General features: G+C 39.7%; 19 protein-coding genes. 8 read left to right on the top strand and 11 right to left on the bottom strand.

Features of this window, described 5'->3' with window-relative positions; genetic code table 11:
• The first annotated feature begins 110 nt into the window (after nt 1–110).
• The 4 genes from HMPREF0023_RS06960 (at nt 111) to HMPREF0023_RS06945 (ending at nt 4,366) form a co-directional block, all read left to right on the top strand.
• The gene (locus HMPREF0023_RS06960) at nt 111–875 is read left to right on the top strand and encodes a DUF3298 domain-containing protein (RefSeq protein WP_008941597.1); all 765 of its coding nucleotides are present in this window, start codon (nt 111–113) and stop codon (nt 873–875) included.
• Between the two features lie 102 nt (nt 876–977).
• Complete coding sequence (serS, locus tag HMPREF0023_RS06955) at nt 978–2,249, top strand: serine--tRNA ligase (RefSeq protein ID WP_008941596.1); 1,272 nt, start codon at nt 978–980, stop codon at nt 2,247–2,249.
• Nucleotides 2,250–2,317: 68 nt separating this feature from the next.
• Nucleotides 2,318–3,700: a siroheme synthase CysG gene (cysG, locus tag HMPREF0023_RS06950; protein WP_008941595.1), complete on the top strand. Its 1,383-nt coding sequence runs from the start codon at nt 2,318–2,320 to the stop codon at nt 3,698–3,700.
• 195 nt (nt 3,701–3,895) lie between these two features.
• A complete protein-coding gene (locus tag HMPREF0023_RS06945; protein WP_004640405.1) occupies nt 3,896–4,366 on the top strand; it encodes a tRNA (cytidine(34)-2'-O)-methyltransferase in 471 nt (156 codons plus the stop codon).
• A 13-nt stretch (nt 4,367–4,379) separates the two neighbouring features.
• Here HMPREF0023_RS06945 and HMPREF0023_RS06940 read toward each other — a convergent pair whose 3' ends face one another.
• Nucleotides 4,380–4,760 carry a VOC family protein gene (locus HMPREF0023_RS06940; RefSeq protein ID WP_008941594.1) on the bottom strand — a complete coding sequence of 127 codons (381 nt, stop codon included), beginning with the start codon at nt 4,758–4,760 and terminating at the stop codon, nt 4,380–4,382.
• Nucleotides 4,761–4,775: 15 nt separating this feature from the next.
• Nucleotides 4,776–5,156: a winged helix-turn-helix transcriptional regulator gene (locus HMPREF0023_RS06935; RefSeq protein WP_008941593.1), complete on the bottom strand. Its 381-nt coding sequence runs from the start codon at nt 5,154–5,156 to the stop codon at nt 4,776–4,778.
• A 117-nt stretch (nt 5,157–5,273) separates the two neighbouring features.
• Here HMPREF0023_RS06935 and HMPREF0023_RS06930 point away from each other — a divergent pair, with 117 nt between their 5' ends.
• Entirely contained in the window at nt 5,274–5,831 is a 558-nt protein-coding gene (locus tag HMPREF0023_RS06930) for a flavodoxin family protein (protein WP_008941592.1), read from the top strand.
• 53 nt (nt 5,832–5,884) lie between these two features.
• Here HMPREF0023_RS06930 and HMPREF0023_RS06925 read toward each other — a convergent pair whose 3' ends face one another.
• The 6 genes from HMPREF0023_RS06925 to rpoD form a co-directional block, all read right to left on the bottom strand.
• On the bottom strand, nt 5,885–7,294 hold the full coding sequence (locus tag HMPREF0023_RS06925) for an APC family permease (protein WP_008941591.1): 1,410 nt from the start codon (nt 7,292–7,294) through the stop codon (nt 5,885–5,887).
• Nucleotides 7,295–7,575: 281 nt separating this feature from the next.
• Nucleotides 7,576–8,760, bottom strand: coding sequence for an iron-containing alcohol dehydrogenase (locus HMPREF0023_RS06920; RefSeq protein ID WP_008941590.1), 1,185 nt, complete (start codon nt 8,758–8,760; stop codon nt 7,576–7,578).
• Between the two features lies 1 nt (nt 8,761).
• Nucleotides 8,762–9,295: a hypothetical protein gene (locus tag HMPREF0023_RS06915; RefSeq protein WP_008941589.1), complete on the bottom strand. Its 534-nt coding sequence runs from the start codon at nt 9,293–9,295 to the stop codon at nt 8,762–8,764.
• 81 nt (nt 9,296–9,376) lie between these two features.
• A complete protein-coding gene (lipB, locus tag HMPREF0023_RS06910) occupies nt 9,377–10,030 on the bottom strand; it encodes a lipoyl(octanoyl) transferase LipB (protein WP_005083023.1) in 654 nt (217 codons plus the stop codon).
• Nucleotides 10,031–10,202: 172 nt separating this feature from the next.
• A complete protein-coding gene (locus HMPREF0023_RS06905; RefSeq protein WP_017396702.1) occupies nt 10,203–10,490 on the bottom strand; it encodes a YbeD family protein in 288 nt (95 codons plus the stop codon).
• A 138-nt stretch (nt 10,491–10,628) separates the two neighbouring features.
• Nucleotides 10,629–12,509: an RNA polymerase sigma factor RpoD gene (rpoD, locus tag HMPREF0023_RS06900; RefSeq protein WP_004681517.1), complete on the bottom strand. Its 1,881-nt coding sequence runs from the start codon at nt 12,507–12,509 to the stop codon at nt 10,629–10,631.
• Between the two features lie 343 nt (nt 12,510–12,852).
• On the opposite strand from rpoD, the gene HMPREF0023_RS06895 reads away from it, so the two are divergent.
• On the top strand, nt 12,853–13,059 hold the full coding sequence (locus tag HMPREF0023_RS06895; RefSeq protein ID WP_004640386.1) for a PA3496 family putative envelope integrity protein: 207 nt from the start codon (nt 12,853–12,855) through the stop codon (nt 13,057–13,059).
• A gap of 72 nt (nt 13,060–13,131) precedes the next feature.
• Nucleotides 13,132–13,656: a YecA family protein gene (locus HMPREF0023_RS06890; protein WP_004640385.1), complete on the top strand. Its 525-nt coding sequence runs from the start codon at nt 13,132–13,134 to the stop codon at nt 13,654–13,656.
• 129 nt (nt 13,657–13,785) lie between these two features.
• On the opposite strand, the gene HMPREF0023_RS06885 is transcribed toward HMPREF0023_RS06890, so the two are convergent.
• A complete protein-coding gene (locus tag HMPREF0023_RS06885; RefSeq protein ID WP_008941587.1) occupies nt 13,786–14,391 on the bottom strand; it encodes a LysE family translocator in 606 nt (201 codons plus the stop codon).
• Between the two features lie 102 nt (nt 14,392–14,493).
• On the opposite strand from HMPREF0023_RS06885, the gene HMPREF0023_RS06880 reads away from it, so the two are divergent.
• The gene (locus tag HMPREF0023_RS06880) at nt 14,494–15,369 is read left to right on the top strand and encodes a LysR family transcriptional regulator (RefSeq protein ID WP_005083020.1); all 876 of its coding nucleotides are present in this window, start codon (nt 14,494–14,496) and stop codon (nt 15,367–15,369) included.
• A gap of 71 nt (nt 15,370–15,440) precedes the next feature.
• Here HMPREF0023_RS06880 and tmpT read toward each other — a convergent pair whose 3' ends face one another.
• Nucleotides 15,441–16,091: a thiopurine S-methyltransferase gene (tmpT, locus tag HMPREF0023_RS06875; protein ID WP_008941586.1), complete on the bottom strand. Its 651-nt coding sequence runs from the start codon at nt 16,089–16,091 to the stop codon at nt 15,441–15,443.
• Nucleotides 16,092–16,106: 15 nt separating this feature from the next.
• Complete coding sequence (locus tag HMPREF0023_RS06870; RefSeq protein ID WP_008941585.1) at nt 16,107–16,727, bottom strand: DedA family protein; 621 nt, start codon at nt 16,725–16,727, stop codon at nt 16,107–16,109.
• Nucleotides 16,728–16,865: the final 138 nt, after the last annotated feature.

The following is a 16,865-nucleotide window of genomic DNA, read 5'->3' as shown; positions in this document are numbered from 1 at the left end:
AAGATGTTATCTCAAAAAGCCGCAGATATTGCGGCTTTTTGTCAGATACATTTTTTAATTTCATCTGTGAGCAAGGCTTTGTATAGTGAAGAAAAACATTAGAGACTTGCATGACAATGAATAGCTCAAAAACATCAATATTAGTTCCATTGATTCCTATACTGACCATTTTCGCATTAGCAGGTTGCCAACCAAAATCAGATACGACACCTCAAGTTGAGAAAACCAATATCCCATTGGTTCAGGCTCAAGTTGTGGCAGTTGAGTTACCTAAACAGAAAGTCTGTTTAGAGGATGGTTGTACCAACTATGATTTGCAAACGGTAAAAACCAATCTGCAATGGATTGATGATTATTTTGTAGCGCGTATGAAAAAAGCAGAACCAAATGCGTTTACAAATTTGAATGATCAACAAGTAAAAGTTCCTGAGGGAGAGCCTGCACTCAGTGAAAGCAGTACTTATGTTCGCTTTGTTGGGCAAAATTACAATTTGGCGACTTTTGCGATTCAGAGCTATACCTATCCTGCGGGTGCTGCACATGGAATGTACCATCAAGAATTTGTTAATTTTGATTTAAGCGATAAAAAACATATTCGTGTACAGGATTTGGTTAAAGACGGTATGGATCAAAAACTGCGGGACGAGTTGTACGCTGCAAATCAAAATTGGTTAGATGAGCACAATATTAAGAAAGATCAACTACAAGTCAGCGATAATTATTATTATGGGGTCAATGGAATCGTATTCGTTTATCCACTTTATGAGCTCGCGTCTTATGCTGAAGGTATGAGTGAGTTGACCTTGCCTTATTATGCAGCAAAAGAGTTTATCAAGGCAGAATACTTGCCAAGCCTACCGAAAATCCCTAATTAATCTTAATCTAGATACAGCATCTGCAATTACGAGGTAGATGCTGTATTTTTTCAGGTTAAAGCCTTACACTATAGCCAGTTTTTTCTCTATTCATGATTGATTATGATCGACCCAAAATTACTTAGAAATAATATCGAAGTGGTAAATGCTGCTTTGGCAAAACGTGGTATTCAGCTCAATGTACAAGAATGGGCTGATTTAGAAGCTCGCCGTAAAGATTTGCAATCTAAAGCAGAAAATTTACAAGCTGAACGTAACGCAGGTGCAAAGCAAGTTGGTCAAATCAAAAAGTCGGGTGGAGATGCGTCAGAAATTATGGCGCGTATGGCTGCGATTGGTGATGAAATCAAAGCGGCTGAAGTCGCTTTGGCTGAATTGCAAACTGAACTTGAGCAGAAGTCTCTTGCGATTCCAAACCTACCAGATGAGTCTGTTCCATTTGGTAAAGATGAAAGCGATAATCTTGAAATCTTAAAATGGGGCACACCACGTCAGTTCGATTTTGAAATCAAAGATCATACTGATCTTGGCGAATGGATGGGTGGTCTTGAGTTTGAAACTGCGACTAAACTTACAGGTTCACGTTTCAGTGTATTGAAAGGTCCTTTAGCGCGTTTACAACGTGCTTTAACCCAATTTATGTTGGATACCCATACGCTTAAAAATGGTTATACCGAAGCTTATGTTCCATATTTGGTGAATGCTGATACCTTACGTGGTACAGGTCAATTACCAAAATTTGAAGAAGATCTATTCAAGCTGCAAGGCGAAAAAGAATATTATTTGATTCCAACAGCAGAAGTGCCGATCACGAACTTTGTACGTGATGAGATTATTGATGCAGACCGTTTGCCACTTAAATATTCAGCACATACACCATGTTTCCGTAGTGAGGCGGGTTCTTATGGGCGTGATACGCGTGGTTTAATCCGTCAACACCAATTCGACAAGGTTGAAATGGTGCAAATCGTCAAGCCAGAGCACTCTATGCCGGCACTTGAAGAGTTAACTGCACATGCAGAGGGCATTTTGCAGGCACTTGGTTTGCCGTATCGTAAGATTTTGCTCTGTGGTGGTGACATGGGCTTTGGTGCAGTTAAAACGTATGACCTCGAAGTTTGGGTACCAAGCCAAAATACGTATCGTGAGATTTCGAGTTGCTCAAATATGGGTGATTTCCAAGCGCGTCGTATGAAAGCACGCTACCGAGTGGATCAGAAGAAGATCGAATTGGTGCACACTTTAAATGGTTCTGGACTCGCAGTGGGGCGTACCTTACTTGCAGTGATGGAAAACTACCAACGTGCAGATGGTTCAATCGAGATTCCTGAAGTTTTACGTCCGTATATGGGCGGTGTAACTTATATCGATTAAGTTTTGCATCGAATTTGTGCACAGTTTTTGCTTTATCTCAATCAGATTGAAAAATATAGAGGCATGATGTGGAAATTTTCCCAATCTCTTTAAAGCTGCAGCAGCAACGATGTCTGATTGTTGGTGGTGGGCATATTGCTTACCGCAAAGCAAATTTATTGGTCAAAGCAGGTGCAATTGTTGATGTGATTGCACCTGAGATCGAGCCTGAATTAGCGGCTCTTGTTGAAAAGTCAGCAGGGCAGTGTATTTACAAACCTTTTTCAGAAGATACGCTTGCAACCTCTTATCGCTTAGTCATCGCTGCGACCGACCAACCTGAGGTCAATAAAACGGTATTTGAACAATGTGAACAGCGTAATTTGCTGGTTAACAGTGTGGATGATATTCCACATTGCCGTTTTATGGTTCCTGCAATTATTGATCGTTCGCCTTTGGTGATTTCAGTTGCATCTAATGGAGCATCACCTGTTTTATCCAGACAACTTCGTACTCAAATTGAAACGATTGTGCCGCATGGTATGGGTAAACTTGCTGATTTTTCTGGAAAATGGCGTAAGCAGGTAAAGGAAAAAATCACCAATCCTGATGAGCGTCGTATCTTCTGGGAAAACCTGTACGCCAGTCCACTCAAAGAGCAAGTCTTTAATGACAATATTGATGTGGCTAATGATCTGATTCAACAAGCACTTAGCAAATGGACTGCGCCGAAAGGTGAGGTTTATTTGGTGGGCGCAGGGCCAGGCGATCCTGAACTGCTGACGTTAAAAGCCTTACGTTTGATGCAGCAAGCTGATGTCGTGATCTATGATCGTTTGGTATCTGCACCCATTTTGGAATTATGCCGCCGTGATGCGGAAAAAATTTATGTGGGAAAAGCACGTTCCAATCATTCTGTGCCACAAGATGGTATCAATGCTTTATTGGTGGAGTATGCGCAAAAAGGTAAACGTGTTTGCCGTTTAAAAGGAGGAGATCCTTTTATCTTTGGGCGTGGTGGTGAAGAAATTCAAGAATTAGTAGAAGCCAATGTGACTTTTCAAGTGGTGCCGGGGATTACCGCTGCTTCGGGTTGTTCTGCATATGCGGGTATTCCGCTGACACATCGTGATTATGCACAAAGTGTACGTTTCTTGACAGGGCATTTAAAAGAAGGTTCACCAGAGTTACCTTGGAACGAACTGGTCTATGAAAACCAAACTTTGGTACTGTATATGGGTTTAGTTGGATTAGAGCGAATTTGTGAGCAACTGATTGCACATGGTCAGCGCCCAACTATGCCTGTAGCACTCATTTCTAAAGGAACTACTCCTGAACAAAAAGTGGTGGTCGGTACTTTGGCGGATATTGCAAACAAAGTATCAGAGCATCAAATCGTAGCACCGACTTTAACCATTATTGGTGAAGTGGTGAGTCTACGTGAACAGTTAAAATGGCATGAGCGAGGATAAGCAGAACAACGTTCTGCCCGAAGCGCAAGACGAAGGCTATGCCTGAGTAAAGAGGATAAGCAGAACAACGTTCTGCCCTGAGGAGTGAAAACTCCACAAGAAGGATATCTGCCTGAGGGACGCTCATGACTATATTCCCGACTAAATTAGGGTCCTGTGCCAAGCAAGCTAATATATGTATAAGTGAGTAATTAAGTGATTCATGTCGTCCTATACGAGCCTGAGATTCCAGCGAATACAGGTAATATCATTCGTCTATGTGCCAATACTGGTGCGCAACTACACTTGGTCAAACCTTTGGGTTTTGAGCTAGATGATAAAAAGTTGAAACGTGCAGGTTTGGACTATCACGAATGGGCGAGAATGCAAATTTGGGATAATATAGAATTATGCCTTGCTGATCTAAAAGCTAAAGGTGTGGAACATGTTTTTCCACTGACAACAAAAGGATCTGCAACTCCGCATACAGTTGATCTAAATCGTCCTGTTGCGTTGTTAATGGGGCCAGAAACTCGAGGTTTACCTGAACAAGTCCGTTTGATGTTCCCTCAAGATCAGTGGATTCGCCTGCCCATGGCTGAAAACTCTAGAAGCTTAAATCTATCTAACGCAACTGCAGTTATTGTGTACGAGGCGTGGAGACAACAAGGGTTCAAACAGCTCTGATTGTATTGGACTTTTATATATCACCATATGGACTAGCAACAACGAGTGTATAACCATTTAGGTCTTTAAACCAAATTTCGTGATGGTGTGCATTCGGGTTGTATTTTGGACCTTCCAATATTTCAACATGGTGGGCTTGCAGGCTTTTGACAATTTCATCAAATTGCTTGCTTTCAAACCACAACAGAACACCATTGCCAATCACATATTTAGGCTCTCCAATATATGAGTGGTCATGCGCTTGCCATTGATGTAATTGCAACACCATGGTTTGCTCAAATAGCAACTGTTCATATTCTTTGCCGCCATGTCCGCTTTGCAGGCCAAGCACAGTTTGATACCACTGACTGGTTTTCTCGACATCTGTAACAGCAATTAAAGGTTGTGGTTGCATACGGACCTCATCGGATTATTCTATTTTTTCTTGTATAGCATCAAAACGTTGTTGAGCAGAAATGATTTGTTCGATATTACTCTCAGCCCAATCTTTCAACTGAAATGCCATTTCTGCAACTTCTAAACCTAAAGCCGTCAAAGAATATTCCACACGAATTGGTGAAGTATTTTGTACTTGCCTTTCAATAAAGCCATCTCGCTCAAGCATTTTTAATTTTTGTGAGAGAACCTTTGGTGAAATCCCTTCGATGTTTTTTTTCAGCAAATTAAAGTGCTGACTTTCTTTGGCAAGCACATTAATAATTAAAAGAACCCATTTATCTGCAATTTTTTCAAAAAATAATCGAGCAGGGCAATGCTGTTGATAAATATTATATTTCAAGCCTTTAATCATCTTTAGCACTCTCAATTTTTCAATTTCAGCTTACTAGTTACCTATTGGTAACTAATTGACACCTAGTTTCTAAAATATATCATTAAATTGAACTTTTGAAAATTCTTAGGTGCTTAGATGACACAAATTGCAGTTGTTTATTTCTCTGGCTATGGCCATACCAAAGTAGTTGCAGAGGCTTTTGCTGGTGCAATTGATGCCACGCTGATTGAAATTGATCAGAATGGTGAGATTACCGAGCAAGATTGGCAGACTTTAAATGATGCACAAGGTATTGTTTTTGGTGCACCGACTTATATGGCAGCAACCCCTTGGCAGTTTAAGAAATTTGCAGATGCTTCTTCAAAAATCTGGTTTACTCGTGGTTGGCAAGATAAAGTTTTTGCAGGATTTACCAATAGTGGAAGTTTGAATGGCGATAAGCAGATGACTTTGATTCAGTTGCAGGCTTTGGCATTTCAGCATGGGGGAATTTGGGTGAGTTTGGGGATATTACCTTCCAATACTAAGGCTGCGACACGTAATGACATCAATTATATGGGGAGTTTTGGTGGAGCGATGGTACAAAGCCCTGCTGATGCCTCAGCAGATGAAATTCCACAAGGGGATTTGGAGACAGCAAAACATTATGCTCGACGAGTAAAAACTATTGTAGAACGACTTGCTACTGACTAAAACGAAAAGGTGCAGTTTGAGAAACTGCACCTTTTTTAATGAGCTAAACAAAATTAATGTTTATCGTCGAACTCATTATATTGCGGCGCGGTATATTTAAAGCCTTTGGTTTTATAACCTAGGTATAAAATACCAAACATCGCCCACCATAAACCATATTTCAAGGCAGTTTCTTCAATCTCAAGCCACATGGCAAAGACACTGAGGAAGCCAAGCAATGGAATTACCACAAAACTAAAGATATCTTTAAGGTTCTTGGTACGACCATCACGTAATGCATAACGAGAAATAACAGACAGGTTTACAAAGGTAAAGGCAGTCAAAGCACCAAAGCTAATCATGGAAATGACAATATCCAAATCCATAAAGCCCGCAGTCAATGCCACCGCACCGACAATCAAAATATTGTAGGATGGGGTAAAGTTCTTTGGACTAATATGACCGAAAATCTTTTTGTTGATGATGCCATCACGTCCCATTACATACATGAGTCGAGACACGCCTGCATGTGCAGAAATCCCTGATGCCATCACGGTAATGATTGCAAAGGCAAGCACATAGGACTGGAATAACGAACCACCCACCAAGAGTAAAATTTCAGGTTGAGTTTCAGCAATATCTTTAAAGTACGTAGATGGATTATTCGGGAAATAAATCTGAATAAAATAGGTACTGATAATAAAGATAATCCCTGCCAATAATGCCGTGAGGAAAATCGCACGAGGTAAGGTTTTTTCAGTGTCTTTGGTTTCTTCTGCCAAGGAGCTCAGAGAATCAAAGCCCGTAAATGAGAAGCAGAGTAGGGTTGCACCTGTGATCAATGCACCTAAAGAGGTCAGTTCATTCCAGAATGGCTCTAGACTCCAAAGCTGATAACGTGCTTCTGAGCTAATCGGACCTTCGGCATTCATCCCCATTTGTAGTTTGCTGTAAACTAGATAGGTAAATACCGCAATCACAATGAGCTGCACCAGTACAATCCAACTGTTAAAGTTGGCAACAAAGCGTGCGCCTCGTAAGTTGACACCTGTCATAAAGGCGCTGAGTACGACGACCCAAACCCAGTGATTAATATCAGGGAATAGAGCGGTTAAATAGATCACTGCTAAAATGATATTGACCATTGGTGACAGTAAATAATCTAACCATGATGACCAACCCACCATAAAACCGACATTCGGATGGATGGATTTTTGTGCATAGGTATAGGCAGAACCCGAAGATGGATAGCGTCTAATCATGTGACCATAACTGATCGAAGTCAGCAAAATTGCAATCAAGGCAATAATATATGAGGTCGGTACATGATGATGACTGGCTTCTGATACAAGACCAAAAGTATCAAAGAGTGTCATCGGCTGGATATAGGCTAAACCAATAATAATGATGTGCCAAAGCCCAAGCGTTTTTTGCAGTTTAGCAGTTGAAGAAGTCCCAGAAGTTGTCAACGGCGTTATCCTCATTATCGTTGATCAAGGATCAGCTATGGTTTAAGGATCATTTGAGACAAAAATGATCCCCCCTACAGAAAAAAGTGAAGTGCGCCAATCTATCCTAAAATGGCGTAAATTGTCAGCACTTTTATGCTTCTTTTAGCAATTTTTTTGCCAGTTGGGGTGAAAAAAAGATGAATTATGGGTTCATTTATCACAAAAAAGCCCTAAACCTCATTTTCACCGGTTGTCGTATGAAAGTGAGGTCGGGCTTTTGTACTGTGGAGACGAATTTAGTTAGCTAAATTGGGTTACCACGCTTTTTGTAAAATCGCACGCAAGTCTTTGAGGTTTGCTTCTTTTGGATTGTAAATGATCGAGCCATCATTCAATGCTTTTTCAGCAACTTCATCCAGTTGTGCTTCCGTGATTTTACCTGTTTCTCTTAAGGTACGTGGCAATTTAGTGAGACTATGCAAACGATCACGCATGGTTAAAATGGTGGCAATTGCTTTATCTGCACGCAGATTTGCAGGGGTTTGAGAATAGATGTCTGCACCTGCTAAAGGAAGCAACAACTCGCCAATCTTTTGGCCATTCACTTCTTTGTTGTATTCAAGTACATACGGTAAGAATAAATTCATGCATAGTCCATGCGGGAGGTGGGCAACCGCACCTAAAGCATGACCAAGCGAGTGAACAAGACCGACCATTGAATTTGAAAATGCGATACCAGCCATTGTCGATGCTTGAGCAAGCTCTAAACGACCTTGTGCATCACTTGGATTGTCGAGGACTTTGAATAGATTTTCACTGATTTTCTTTATACCCGCACTTGCATATGCATCACTGAGTGGATTGGCTGCCAAACACGTATACGCTTCTACACAGTGAGTAAGTGCATCCATACCTGTCATTGCGGTTAAATGCGGCGGTAAAGTCATGGTCATACGCGGATCAAGGATCGCGGCATGAGGCATCAAATAATAGGAAGCAAAAGCCAATTTTACATTGCGTTGCGTATCAGAAACTACAGCAACCATCGTGACTTCAGAACCCGTACCTGATGTTGTTGGAATTACAAAAAAAGGTTTGAGTGGCTTTGGTAGGTTGTGTGCACCTGAGTACTGTAACAGGTCATCACCGCCTTCAGATACCAAGATATTGGTTGCTTTAGAGGTGTCAATCACTGAACCACCACCAATGGCGATAATGGCATCACAGTTTTGTTTGCGGTAGGTTTCCGCAGCTAAACGTACAACTTCAAGGCTTGAATCAGGCGGTACATCATCAAAAATTGCACCGATCACAGCATCCGTGGTGCTAAACGCTGCTTCAATAGGGCTGAGTAAACCATTTGCGCGTACACCTTTATCGGTAATGATCATTGGGCGTTTTGAACCCAAAGTGGCAAGTTCAAAAGGGATGTGCTCTAACGCAGCGTTACCAGCAATGACTTTTACAGGACAGAAAAACTCGTAATAAGGCTTAGCCATGTTATGCGCTCCGTTTGAGATATGATTTAGCGACTTTAAGATAAATATTTTTTGCACCTGTGAATTTTTCTTTTAATGTCAATTCAGCTGGGTAGCGTTTTACAGCGAGTGAGGCGATTAATTTCGGTAGGATTAACGCTTCCATTTTATTTAAGCAACGTACCAGACGAATTGCACTTGAAACATCGCCATCCGCGATCATACGGTCATTGGCAAATGCTTGTGCCGTACTCTCCTGAAAAGAAAAGACCAGAAATGCATGTGTTAAATGCTTAAAGGTAATGGTTAAATCTGGTTTACCTTTGTAGTTTGGTACGAGTTCCAGTGTTTTTTCTTCTGTTACTTTGGCAACAAATGCAGGTCCATTGGGGAACACATTCATTGAAAGTACAAAACCAACAGGAAACTTAGACACTTCCTCTTGTACTTCATCATCCACCTGACTTGCCATGACTAAACCACGACCAACAACGTCCATCATGAGTTTGACGTAGGCAAATTGCAAAGTGGGCTTCACTGCTTTGGTTGAAATCACTTGCGTATCCCTTGTTAAAATTATGCTAAAGCAGATTTAGAGTATTTACTCTAATTTATTTCTTTAGAATTGAAAAGTAAATTATTCAGATTTGACTACAAGGTCATGAAAGAAATTTGTATTTTGTAGATAGTGAGTGAAATCCTCACAAAGCTGTTCAAATTTCGGATAGTCTTGCAGTAGGTCTTGTAAGCGTACCATCTCTAAACCTGCGTATCCACAAGGATTAATGGTTTGAAAGCCTGTTAAACTACAGTCAATATTCAGTGCTAAACCATGATAGCTACGACCTCGGCGAATTTTGAAACCCAGAGAGCCGATCTTACGCTCATCTACATAGACGCCTGGTGCATCCGCTTTGGCGTAGGCCGTGATACCGTATTTTTTGAGTAGGTCAATCATTGCTTGCTCAGCAAAACTAACGAGGGTGCGAACATTCCATTTTAAACGATTTAAATCAAACAAAAAGTAAGCCACTAATTGTCCTTGACCATGCCATGTCACTTGGCCGCCACGATCTGTTTGTACAATTGGAAGATGGCTGGGTGTTAAAATATGTTCTGCTTTGCCTGCTTGTCCTTGAGTGAGTACGTCGTGATGTTGTAATAACCAAATTTCATCAGGGCTATCTGCATCTCGATTTTCAGTGAAATTTTTCATCGCTTCAAATCGATCGGTATAATCTTGTAGGTCTTTGAAACAGCGAATGATTAATGAGGGCTTCTCAAAGTTCATTACAGCATTTTTCCTTTGATTGGTGCAGTTTTATCTTGGTATCGATTATCTAATGATTTGGCTAAGATAAATAGAGATCTTTTATAAAATTAGCTGAAAAACATTCTATCGTTATGATTGTTCTGAGTGAAAAGAAAAAATCCAAAACACTTTCGTATTTTGGATTTTTCTATTAAAGCGCCGTCTTAATTAAAGGACATGCTGCAAGATCAGCATACAGTGCATGAACTTGTTCCAGCTCTTCAAAACGCAATTGTGCGGTTAAAGAATGGTATTTACCTGTACGTGAAGGCTGAATTTTAATTGATTCGCCATTAAAGTCAGGGAAGTGCTTCTGCAAAATATCAACAACAGCTACTCGAAGTTCATCCCCTGCATTACCAATCAATTTGATTGGATAGTCCATCGGGAAAACCCAAAGATGTTCTTGCAATTCACGAGAAGGAGTGCGGTCTAACATGAGCAACCTCTTAATTTGAAACGCCTGCATCAGTGCAGGCGCTTATGATCTAATACATAAATGGGGATAAAGTATTAAACTTCAAGCCCTGCGTAAGAGCAAAGCATTGCTTTGCTTTTACACAGGATTTTCCCAATATTAGTCGTTTTCCAAGAATGAACGTAAGTGTTCTGAACGAGACGGATGACGCAGCTTACGTAAAGCTTTCGCTTCAATCTGACGAATACGTTCACGGGTTACGTCAAACTGTTTACCTACTTCTTCTAGAGTATGGTCGGTTGGCATATCAATACCAAAACGCATTTTCAATACTTTCGCTTCACGTTCAGTTAAGTTCTCAAGGACTTCACGCGTCGCTTCTTTTAAGCCTTCTGAGGTTGCTGCATCTACTGGGGAAGTGATGTTTGAGTCCTCAATGAAGTCACCAAGATGCGAATCTTCATCATCACCGATCGGTGTTTCCATCGAAATCGGTTCTTTTGCGATTTTAAGTACTTTACGAACTTTAACTTCGTCCATTTCCAGGCGTTCACCTAATTCTTCAGGAGTCGGTTCGCGACCCATTTCTTGAAGTAGTTGGCGAGACACACGGTTGATCTTGTTAATCGTTTCAATCATGTGAACAGGAATACGAATAGTACGTGCCTGATCCGCAATCGAACGGGTAATTGCCTGACGGATCCACCAAGTTGCGTAAGTCGAGAATTTATAACCACGACGATATTCAAACTTATCTACGGCTTTCATCAGACCGATGTTACCTTCTTGAATCAAGTCAAGGAACTGTAAGCCACGGTTGGTATATTTCTTCGCAATCGAAATTACTAAACGTAAGTTTGCTTCAACCATTTCTTTCTTGGCACGGCGTGCTTTTGCTTCACCTACAGCCATACGTTTAGAAATATCTTTAATATCTTTCACGTTTAAGCCAAGTTCTTTTTCGATATCAGCAATCTTTTGTTGGAATGCCAATACATCAGGACGAACTTTTTCTAAATGTGTTTTGATTTCCGCAGGGGCTTTTGCAATTTGCTCATCTAACCAAGCTGGATTTGATTCTTGCTCAGGGAAGGTCGTGCGGAAAGTTGTACGATCCATACGACCACGACGAACTGCATAGCGCATGATTTCACGCTCATTGGCACGAATTTGATCATGTGTACCACGAATCATTTCAGAAATGATATCAAATAAACGTGGTGTAAATTTGAACATCATAAATACAGCAGCTAATGCTTCAAGAGCAGCTTCTGCTTCTTTGCTATTACGACCATGCTTTTCGATAATGGCTTTGGTATCGTTCCAAGCTGTTTCTAATTCGGTGAAACGTATTTTTGCAACCTCAGGGTCTGGACCTGAATCACCTTCAGAGTCATCATCACTTTCAGATTCTTCTTCATCGTCATCATCAAGTTTAACTTCTTTGGTTGTTGAAGTTGGGCTTTTTTCTTCCTCGATTTCAGCTTCATCTTCAAGAACTTCAGGAATCTCTTCGTCTGTTTCTGGGTCTAAATAACCAGAGAGAATATCGGCAAGACGACGCTCACCAGTTAGAAAGTCATTATATTCTTGTAAAACCACTTCGACGGCATTTGGCCAGTAAGCAATCGAATGTAAAACATCACGAATACCTTCTTCGATACGTTTCGCAATGCTAATCTCGCCTTCACGGGTTAGAAGTTCAACCGTACCCATTTCACGCATGTACATACGTACTGGATCTGTAGTACGACCTGGCTCACTTTCAACCGATGCTAATACGGCAGCAGCTTCTTCTTCAGCAACTTCATCCGCTGCTTCAGTCGATTCACCAAACATAGTGTCATCAGTTTCTGGTGCGCGTTCATGCACTGGAATACCGACGTCTTGGAGCATTTGAATAATATCTTCAATCTGCTCACTTTCTGTAATCGAGTCTGGTAGATGATCGTTAACCTCAGCGTAAGTTAAGTAACCTTGTTCTTTGCCTCGGCTAATCAGAGCCGCTACTTGCGAAGTAGGGGAATGCATATCGCTCATCTTTGCTTACTCTTTTGTTGAATCTGTGGCGGTGAAAAACCGTGCATGATAGCACAATTCACGAGGAATGTTTTGGATTTGATCCGTTTGCACTAAATAAAAAATAGGTTTCATTTTCCAATGATTTTTTGAATATGGGGGTGTGTTGTATTTTTTCAAGCCTAAAATTCCTAAACGTGTTTTTATACCTAAAGTTCTTAGATTATAAATACACAAAAAAACTGCTGAAAAAAAGTACAAAACCGCGATTTATAGTAAAAAAAGCAAATAAAACTTGACAAGAAAATCTAAGACAGATAAATAGCGGCTAGGCCCATTAACATTTTTTCATTTGAGGTACTTAGTGTCTTCTACAGATTTTGAACTAGATGATGACAACTACGGTGAAGACGACGCTGGTTTTGATGAGTCATCAAGCAAGCTCAGTGCTAAAGAATCATTAGAAAAGCGCCGTTTAATCGATGATTTGTTAGCGCAACGCCGTTTAGAGCGAGAATTAAAAGATTTTGATTATGATTTCGACGACGACGATTTTGATGACGAAGATTAAGCAAAATTGCTTAAGATTTTAGGTTCTAAAATGTTATGCTGTTGACGATGTATTTTTAGAGTTGGATAGAGAATGAGCACGTTAGATTTAGACTTATTGAGTAATTATCTTGACGGTGATCAAAACGAATACGGTCTAGATTTCGCTGCAACTCATGGCTTTTTATGCGCAATTGCTGTCGGTCCTACTTTTGATCGCTGGTTAGATGAGCTTTTTGATAATAATCAAAAGAAAGTTCCAAGTGATGTGATTGAGCAAATCAAACTTTGGTTGGAATCAATTCGTCAGGATTTGGCGAATGAGGATGGAATTGAGTTTCCATTTGAAATCGAAGAAGCTGATGTTGATTCAAGTTTAGGTGATTGGAGTGTCGGCTTTGTTGATGCAATGTTCTTAAATGAAGATGCTTGGTTTGCACCTGAATATGAAGAACAATTAGTTGATTTGACGCTACCGATTATGGTGTTTAGCGGTATTGATGAAGAAGACCCACAAATGGAGTCTTTCCGTCGCAACGGTCAACTCATGGATGAATTGGCAGAAGAGATTCCAGATAATTTAAACGAAATTTATCTCATGTACCATACGCCTAGCTAAAGCTGTAGATCTTGTGTTGCGAAAGGGTGAAGCTTGCGTATCACAAAAAAAGATTAATTAAAAACGTCCGTAATGGACGTTTTTTTTTATGATTTTTGCTGTGTTGTTTTTATAGTTAACTTTTTTGATTTACAGGTTTGCGAATAACAAACTCAGACCTAATCCACTGAGTATCATGCCAATTAATCGGTTTAGTAGGAGCTGTTTAGCTAAAATTTTGTGCCGAATCGCTGGTGTTGAGCAGAAAATCGTAATTAAGCAAAACCAGATCAGATGGCTACTAGAAATAAAGATACCATAAGCGAGAAGCGTAAATAGTTGGTTCTCTATCGTCATGATCTGAGAATAAATGCTCATCACAAATAAGGTTGTTTTTGGATTTAAGCTATTGGTTAAAAATCCATGTTTGAATGCTTGCCAACTGGTGATGTTTGTCTGCTTGTTATTTAACTTAACGGAAGTTTGGGTGTACGTCTTATAGCCAATATATATGAGATATGCTGCACCAATATATTGGATAAGTTGAATAAAATCAGGAAGAAGGCTCTTCAAAAAGTTTAATCCGATTAAACTATAGCTAATATGAATCCAAACACCACATGCAATTCCATAGGCGGTACAAATTCCTAAATTTCGCCCATATAGGTAACTATTTCGAGTAACAAGTGCGAAGTCTGCACCAGGGCTGATCACAGCGAGTAGGGTAATCAAACCTACTGTTAATATTTCATTCACTCATCTATTCCTAATAAGACTTTTTACATAATTTTTATATTTTTCATAATCTTGTTATATTTAAAATCGAAAATAATTCGCATATATATATGAGTTTTTGGAATGATTGAGCGTCTATCACTGAATTCATTAAAGTTTTTTTATTTTGCAGCACACTATGAAAGTGTGACGGTTGCGGCTGATCGTTTATTTGTGACGCAAGGTGCAGTGAGTAAACAAATTAGAAATTTAGAAGATGCTTTAGGTTTTACTTTATTTATTCGAGCATCTAGAAAGCTCAGTTTAACTGCTGAAGGAGAAGCTTTGTTTGATTGCTGCCAGCAAGCTTTTCAGCAAATTGACCAATGTTTAACACAATTAAATAAACAATCAGTAGTACAAAAAAATTTGGTTCTTTCATGTGAGCCTACTTTAGCGATGAAGTGGCTGATACCACGTCTAATTCATTTTAAGCAGATCTATCCTGACTTCGAGGTTACTCTTTTAACAGGGGGAGGGAGGGTTGATTTTAAACAGCAAAATATTGATTTGGCTTTGAGACGAAATGATTTTGATTGGGGTAAATCAATCTATAGTGAGAAAATTGCGGATGAGCAAATGCTATGTGTTACAGCGAGTAAGATAACTCGGCAAACCAATCAGATATTTATTTCAACATCACGGAGTAAATTGTGGCAGCAATTTCAGTATAAACATTCAGAGCAATTCAAAGGCTATTCTAAAACAGAACTAGAGCACTTTTATTTGTGTATCGAGGCTTGTTTGGCTGGTTTAGGTGCGACTTTGGTTTCGACCTACATGGTCGAACGCGAGATCAAACATCAGTTATTACAACCAATCAGTTCCATATATCAGGATGAATCTGCCTACTTTCTATTGTCTGCGGAGCCTTTTGAGGAAGATGTACGTAAAGTATTATTTTGTGATTGGCTAAGAGAACAGATGCAAGCCAGTCAGTTAGAGTTTGGTTTGAGCTAAACAATAGACTTGTTCTGAATCAACCAAACATATTGATCCATTCCGCAACAGGCATATGTCTTATTTTTAAATTAAGGGTTGTTGACTGTTGAAAGTTTGCTTAAATGCCAAGCATGTTCATAGGCAATCAGTTTGCCTTTCAAATTTTCTGTATTGGAAGCGAGTAATTTAATCTCGTAATGATTTGCATAATGGGCTGTTAATTCATATTCGGGAACTGAAAAGGGTGGTCCTGCTAATAGGGATTGATCGTATTCTAAGCTAATCAGAAGTTGAGGTGCTTGGTTGCTAATTTGAAGTAAATGCTGTGCATATGCTGATCGCATTTGCTCTGGTAGTGCGATGAGTGCTGCTCGATCATAGATTGCATCTATTTTGCCAAGATGGTCGGCTGTTAATTCAAAAAAGTTACCCGTAAATAGTTCGATCTGCGCATGTTGATAATAAGTCAATCCACCTATTTGAGTTCCTTTAAAATTGAGTTCTAAGTTGCTCATTAAATCTTGAATTGCAACAGGGCTCAAATCAATACCAATCACATGATAACCTTGATCAAGTAACCAAGCTAAATCCAAGCTTTTACCGCAAAGAGGAACAAAGATTCGAGCATTTTTAGCCAGATTGAGTGAGCTTAGATATTGTGTCAATAAGCTGTGAGGCTGATCGAGATGAAAACCGATATTGTTGGTTTGCCACTTGTTATGCCAAAAATCGTGTTGCATTCTTAGACCTCTCTTTTAATTAAATTTATCTTTTGATGCATTAAACTTCTTCACACCTCGCCACAAGAGATAGAGGATAGCTGCACTTAAAACAATATAACCGATGCGTTGTGTAACAGCAGTCATCAAAGCCTGGTTTTCACTAAAGTAATAACCCATATAGGCAAGAAAACTGGTCCAGATTACTGTTCCTGCGGCACTATAACTCATGAATTTGTGAAAGGGCATCCTGCTCATTCCTGCTGGAATGCTAATCAGTGAACGTACAGCTGGAATCATTCGACCAAAAAAAACCACACGATGTCCATGCTTTTCAAACCAGCTTAAAGACTTTTCTAGGTCAGTTGTACTTATTCTTAAATATTTTCCATAGCGCTCTACAAAGCGAAATAAATAATGTTGTGGAATTTTTCGACCAATCCAATATAGCAGCATGGCTGCGGATAGAGAGCCTGCACTCCCTGCAATGATCACACCGATTAAAGTTAAATCTCCCTTGGAAGCAGTGTAACCTGCTGAGGGCATAATTACTTCTGATGGAATCGGTGGGAAAATATTATCGAGAAACATTAAAAATGCGATACCAAGATAACCAAGTTTCTCCATGATGGATAAGACCCAATCTTCTAATCCCATAGCTCTTTAAATCTATCTATTGTGTGGTAATCAAGAATAGTTGCTATTTAATGAGTGCTCAATAAATGATTAGTTAATAATTTTAACCAAATAAAAAAAAGCCTTAGTATCAACTAAGGCTTTTGAAATGTCAGAAAT

Source organism: Acinetobacter sp. ATCC 27244, from assembly GCF_000156555.1.
Lineage (GTDB): Bacteria > Pseudomonadota > Gammaproteobacteria > Pseudomonadales > Moraxellaceae > Acinetobacter > Acinetobacter haemolyticus.
This window is presented reverse-complemented; position numbering and strand designations above follow the sequence as displayed.